We start from the raw sequence: 4567 nt of genomic DNA on the forward strand, positions 1-4567 counted from the left end.
GCGAGGCCCTGGAAGCCGTTTCGCATATCGGTGTGGCCGGCGACGAGCCAGATACGGGTGCCCGCCGGTAAGCCCATCATGATTGCGGGCCTTTGAGTTCATGGATAAGTGCGCATAACAGCGCCGGTGTCAGATTGCCGACCAGCCGTAACCGGGTACCGGTGAACTCAATGTCGCAAGTAACGGGTTCGTCAGAGGGTAAAGGAGAACGTAAGGGTGATGGTTCGGCGGAGAGTGTAACCGCCAGTAGCTCAGCCTGCTGTGTAGTGGGGATTTTAGGTTGGACACCGAACTTGCCCTGACGGTAGAGCTGGTGCCAGTTGAACAGCAAATTGTCATTGATACCGTTATCCCGTGCCAGCTTGGCAATGGATACGCCGTGCTGGAGCGCTTGCTCAACCAGCTTAATGTTAAAGTCCAGCGGGAAATTGGGACGACGTCTTGAGAGTTTTGGTGGGGTTTGTTTCATGAATTGAGCCCATTAAAAAAATAATGGACATCATCTTCAATAACTTGATGGGGAATTAACAGACGGCGCTGGGCGTACGCTTACGGTTAAAACGCCGGGGCACGGCACCCATATAGGATCGCTTTCGGGCGGTAACCAGCAAAAAGTCATTATCGGCCGCAGGCTGCTCACCCAGCCGGAAATACTGATGCTGGACGAGCCCACCCGCGGTATCGACGTAGGGGCCAAGTTCGAGATATATCAGCTGATGACCGAACTGGCGAAACGGGGTAAAGGTATTATCATCATCTCTTCCGAAATGCCGGAACTTCTCGGCATTACCGATCGTATTCTGGTTATGAGCAACGGTCAAATGGCGGGGATCGTCAACACCAAAGAAACCTCGCAGAATGAAATTTTGCGTCTTGCTTCCCTGTATCTCTAATGTGTAAGGGTTTAACGATGAATGCGTTGAAAAAGAAAAGCATGCTCACTTATTTGAAAGAGGGAGGCATCTATGTGGTCTTGTTGGTGCTATTGGCCATTATTATTTTCCAGGATCAGACCTTTTTGAACCTGATGAACCTGAGTAACATCCTGACCCAATCCTCGGTGCGGATTATCATTGCCCTCGGAGTGGCGGGATTGATTGTCACTCAGGGAACTGACCTATCGGTGGGGCGTCAGGTCGGTTTGGCGGCGGTGGTGGCAGCGACCTTACTGCAATCCATGGATAGTGTTAATAAAGTTTTCCCTGATATGCACAGCCTGCCCATTCCGGTGGTTATCTTGATTGTTTGCGCCATCGGCGCCGTGATCGGTTTGGTTAACGGTTTGGTTATCGCTTATTTAAACGTGACGCCGTTTATTACCACCTTAGGCACCATGATTATCGTTTATGGGATTAACTCGCTTTATTACGATGTGGTGGGCGCCTCGCCGATAGCCGGTTTTGAATCAAACTTTTCGAGCTTTGCACAAGGGTTTATTCGTCTCGGCGATTTTAAACTGTCTTATATCACCTTCTACGCGCTGATCGCCATTATCTTTGTCTGGATACTTTGGACTAAAACGCGTTTTGGTAAAAATATCTTCGCCATCGGCGGTATGCTAGAGGCGGGGCGTATCGGCCGCGCCACCTACAACCTCGGTTTTATGTATGAACTGGATGCCATTGCGGCCTGCGTTGTGGGTGGCGTGTCCTTTTCCGGCGGGGTTGGTACGGTACTGGGGGTCGTCACCGGGGTCATCATCTTTACGGTCATCAATTATGATCTGACCTATATCGATCGGCGTTAATCCCTATTGGCAATATATCATTAAAGGCGCAATCATTATTTTCGCGGTTGCGCTCGATTCACTGAAATACGCGAAGAAAAAGTAGTCTTTGACCCACGCCTGGCCCGCGCGACCGCGTGGACCAGGCGTGGGCCTGCATGCCGTGGGCAAGTCCCGGTGTGCGGCAATGTGCGCCTGCGCCGGGGGCCCGCGTTTTGCTCAATGACCCGCCTCGCCATGTCGCACGTAGCTCCATTGCAAGCTTTACGACATTGTCGGAAATAACTGGTGTAACTCTCACGCTTTGCACCCATCATCCCGCTTTCCCCGCCGCCACAGGCGAGACCGTTACCGCTGGCCGCTTTCGCCTGCCTCTCCCGTCGCGTCAATAGCGTGTTTTTTGGCCGTACCGGGGGGCGGTTTATCGTCATGGGGCTGCTTTTGTTGCATTTCCAATAGTTGTTCCGGTGAAACCGCCGGATAACCTTGTGCTCCCTGCGGAATGTTGTGACGGGCGGGAATGGGAATTAAGGGGCCAAGAAAACGCGGTTCCCGCTTCATGAGATACAGGTCGGAAAGCGCGCCAAGGCGGGCGCCAATTTCCCGGACCCGGACCGACAGCATATTTTTTGGCGAAGGCACGGCATAGCATTGCGCCTGAATGCCCATGTTCAGCGCGATAAACAGCGCTCGTTCACAGTGAAAGCGCTGGGTTATGATGGTGAAGTCGTTGGTATCAAAGACTTTCCGTGTGCGGATAATCGAATCGAGCGTGCGAAAACCGGCAAAATCCAGCACGATATCGGCGGCGGGCATGCCCTGGGCTATCAGATCGCGGCGCATGGTTACCGGTTCATTGTAGCTTTGCAGCGCGTTGTCGCCGCTTAACAGCAGGTAATTCACCTTGCCGCTGTTGTAGGCGTTGAGCGCGCCCTGAATGCGATAGAGATAATATTGATTGATAACCCCGGTGCGGTAATACTTGGCGGTGCCCAGCACCACCCCCACCTGACGGTGCGGCAGGGCCGTCAGATCGTCATAAATAAAGGGTGCGGTTTTCCAACTGATCCAGCGGTCAAGGCCCACCGCCGCCAGTATGAGAATGCCTGCGATAATTAACAGGGTTAAAATCAGGCGTTTCAACATGCTATAGCCTTTGCCGGTTCCCGCGAAAGTGTCATGGCTCCAAGGCTACTTTACCTGTCAAGCTGAAGCAAGGTGTGCAAGGGGCAAGTCAGGCCAATGCCGCAAAATTGCCCGTTTACCGGCCGGGTTTCCCCGACCGGTTGATGGCGGGTTTAAAAAGAGGTGCGGCGATAATCGTGATACTGCGGCTGCCAGAAATTATGCTCGATGGCAAGAGAAAGCGTTTCCTCGGAGGTCACCAGCGCTACCCCGTGAACCTGCGCCGCCTTGGCAATCACCCGTGAGACCGCATGGATATCGTTGATATCCGGCAACAGCGCGCCGCCGTCACCGTTGGCGAGCGGCGAGCAATCCGCCAGCGCACGGCTGGCCGCGATTAGCATAGCGTCCGTAATCTGGCTTGCGCCCGAGGCCAATACGCCCAACCCGATACCGGGGAAAATATAGGCGTTATTGCACTGGGCAGTCGGGTAGATTCTACCCTCTAGCTTCACCGGCGTAAAGCGGCTGCCGGTCGCGACCAGCGCCGCGCCGTCGGTCCAGCGTAAAATGTCTTCCGGCGTCGCTTCCACGCGCGATGTGGGATTGGACAGCGGCATCACAATAGCCCGCTCGCAGTGTTGGTGCATCTCCCGGATAATCTCTTCGGTAAACAGCCCCGGCTGGCCGGAAACGCCGATCAATACCGTGGCTCTGGCGTTACGTACCACATCTTGCAGCGAAATGGTGTCGGCTCTCCAGCGACCATTCGCGAATACTCTCACTGGACTGGACCAGACGGCTTTGAAAATCCAGTAGATTAGCCAGTTTGTCGGTCAGCAGGCCAAAGCGATCGACCATCAGGACGCGGTGGCGGGCCTCGTCTTCGCTGAGACCCTCAGTGCGCATTTCCGCAATAATCTGTTCGGTGATATCGCAACCGGCAGAGCCTGCGCCGAGAAACACCACCTTTTGATCGCGCAAGCGTTTACCCGCGGCGCGGCTGGCGGCCAGCAGACAGCCCAGCGTTACCGCGGCGGTACCCTGAATATCATCATTGAAACAACACAATTCGCTGCGATAGCGGTTTAGCAACGGCGTTGCGTTTTTCTGGGCGAAATCTTCAAATTGCAGCAGCACATTCGGCCAGCGACGCTTCACCGCCTGAATAAAGGCGTCGACGAAATCATCATATTGTTCGCCGGTTATACGCGGATGGCGCCAGCCCATATACAAAGGGTCGTTGAGTAATTGCTGATTATTGGTGCCGGCATCCAGCACGACCAGCAGGGTATAGGCGGTATAAAGCGACAGCTTACCGATGGGGATGCCCATGCCGCCGATCCCCTGATCTCCCAGGCCTAAGATGCGTTCACCGTCGGTCACAACGATAACTTTGACATTTTGCTTGGTGGCGTTTTGCAGCATATCCTCAATTTTGCCGTGGTTATTATAGGAAATAAATACACCACGCGCGCGGTGATAAATATCGGAAAACCGCTCGCAGGCCTCGCCGCCGGTCGGGGTATAAATAATCGGCAGCATTTCGTCCAGGTGGGCCGCAAGCAACCGATAAAAAGTAAGCGCCCCGTGGAGGACGTCTTGAATTATTGGTGGGTTTGTTGTATGGCCCGGTAAGAATATGTTCCACTACGATGCCTAGTGAACCCGCATCCTATAAGGGACGGCTGTCAGATCATGGATAATCCGGCGATG

Annotated in this window: 2 protein-coding genes and 4 pseudogenes; 2 read left to right on the top strand and 4 right to left on the bottom strand. The window is 54.0% G+C overall.

All coding sequences use genetic code 11. The features are described 5' to 3' along the window. Positions 1-80, bottom strand: a pseudogene (locus tag ACMX3H_RS17165) (IS66 family insertion sequence element accessory protein TnpB); the annotation flags it as partial. Then, a complete protein-coding gene (locus ACMX3H_RS17170) occupies positions 77-469 on the bottom strand; it encodes a transposase (RefSeq protein WP_415211680.1) in 393 nt (130 codons plus the stop codon). The pseudogene ACMX3H_RS17165 and the gene ACMX3H_RS17170, both read right to left, overlap by 4 nt. A 76-nt stretch (positions 470-545) precedes the next feature. Here ACMX3H_RS17170 and ACMX3H_RS17175 point away from each other — a divergent pair. Further along, positions 546-893 (top strand): annotated as a pseudogene (locus ACMX3H_RS17175) (ATP-binding cassette domain-containing protein); the annotation flags it as partial. Between the two features lie 17 nt (positions 894-910). Next, positions 911-1832 (top strand): annotated as a pseudogene (locus ACMX3H_RS17180) (galactose/methyl galactoside ABC transporter permease MglC). A 242-nt stretch (positions 1833-2074) separates the two neighbouring features. Here the strand turns inward: ACMX3H_RS17180 and sanA are convergent. Then, entirely contained in the window at positions 2075-2872 is a 798-nt protein-coding gene (gene sanA, locus ACMX3H_RS17185) for an outer membrane permeability protein SanA (RefSeq protein ID WP_415211681.1), read from the bottom strand. Between the two features lie 152 nt (positions 2873-3024). Beyond that, positions 3025-4429, bottom strand: a pseudogene (locus tag ACMX3H_RS17190) (NAD-dependent malic enzyme); the annotation flags it as partial. Positions 4430-4567: the final 138 nt, after the last annotated feature.

Source organism: Sodalis sp. (in: enterobacteria) (assembly GCF_047607725.1).
Classification (GTDB): domain Bacteria; phylum Pseudomonadota; class Gammaproteobacteria; order Enterobacterales; family Enterobacteriaceae; genus JBLKSS01.

What these genes read in the sequence shown, in the direction of transcription:
- sanA (WP_415211681.1), bottom strand. Translation starts at nt 2,872, where the DNA reads ATGTTGAAACGCCTGATTTTAACCCTGTTAATTATCGCAGGCATTCTC.
- ACMX3H_RS17170 (WP_415211680.1), bottom strand. Translation starts at nt 469, where the DNA reads ATGAAACAAACCCCACCAAAACTCTCAAGACGTCGTCCCAATTTCCCG.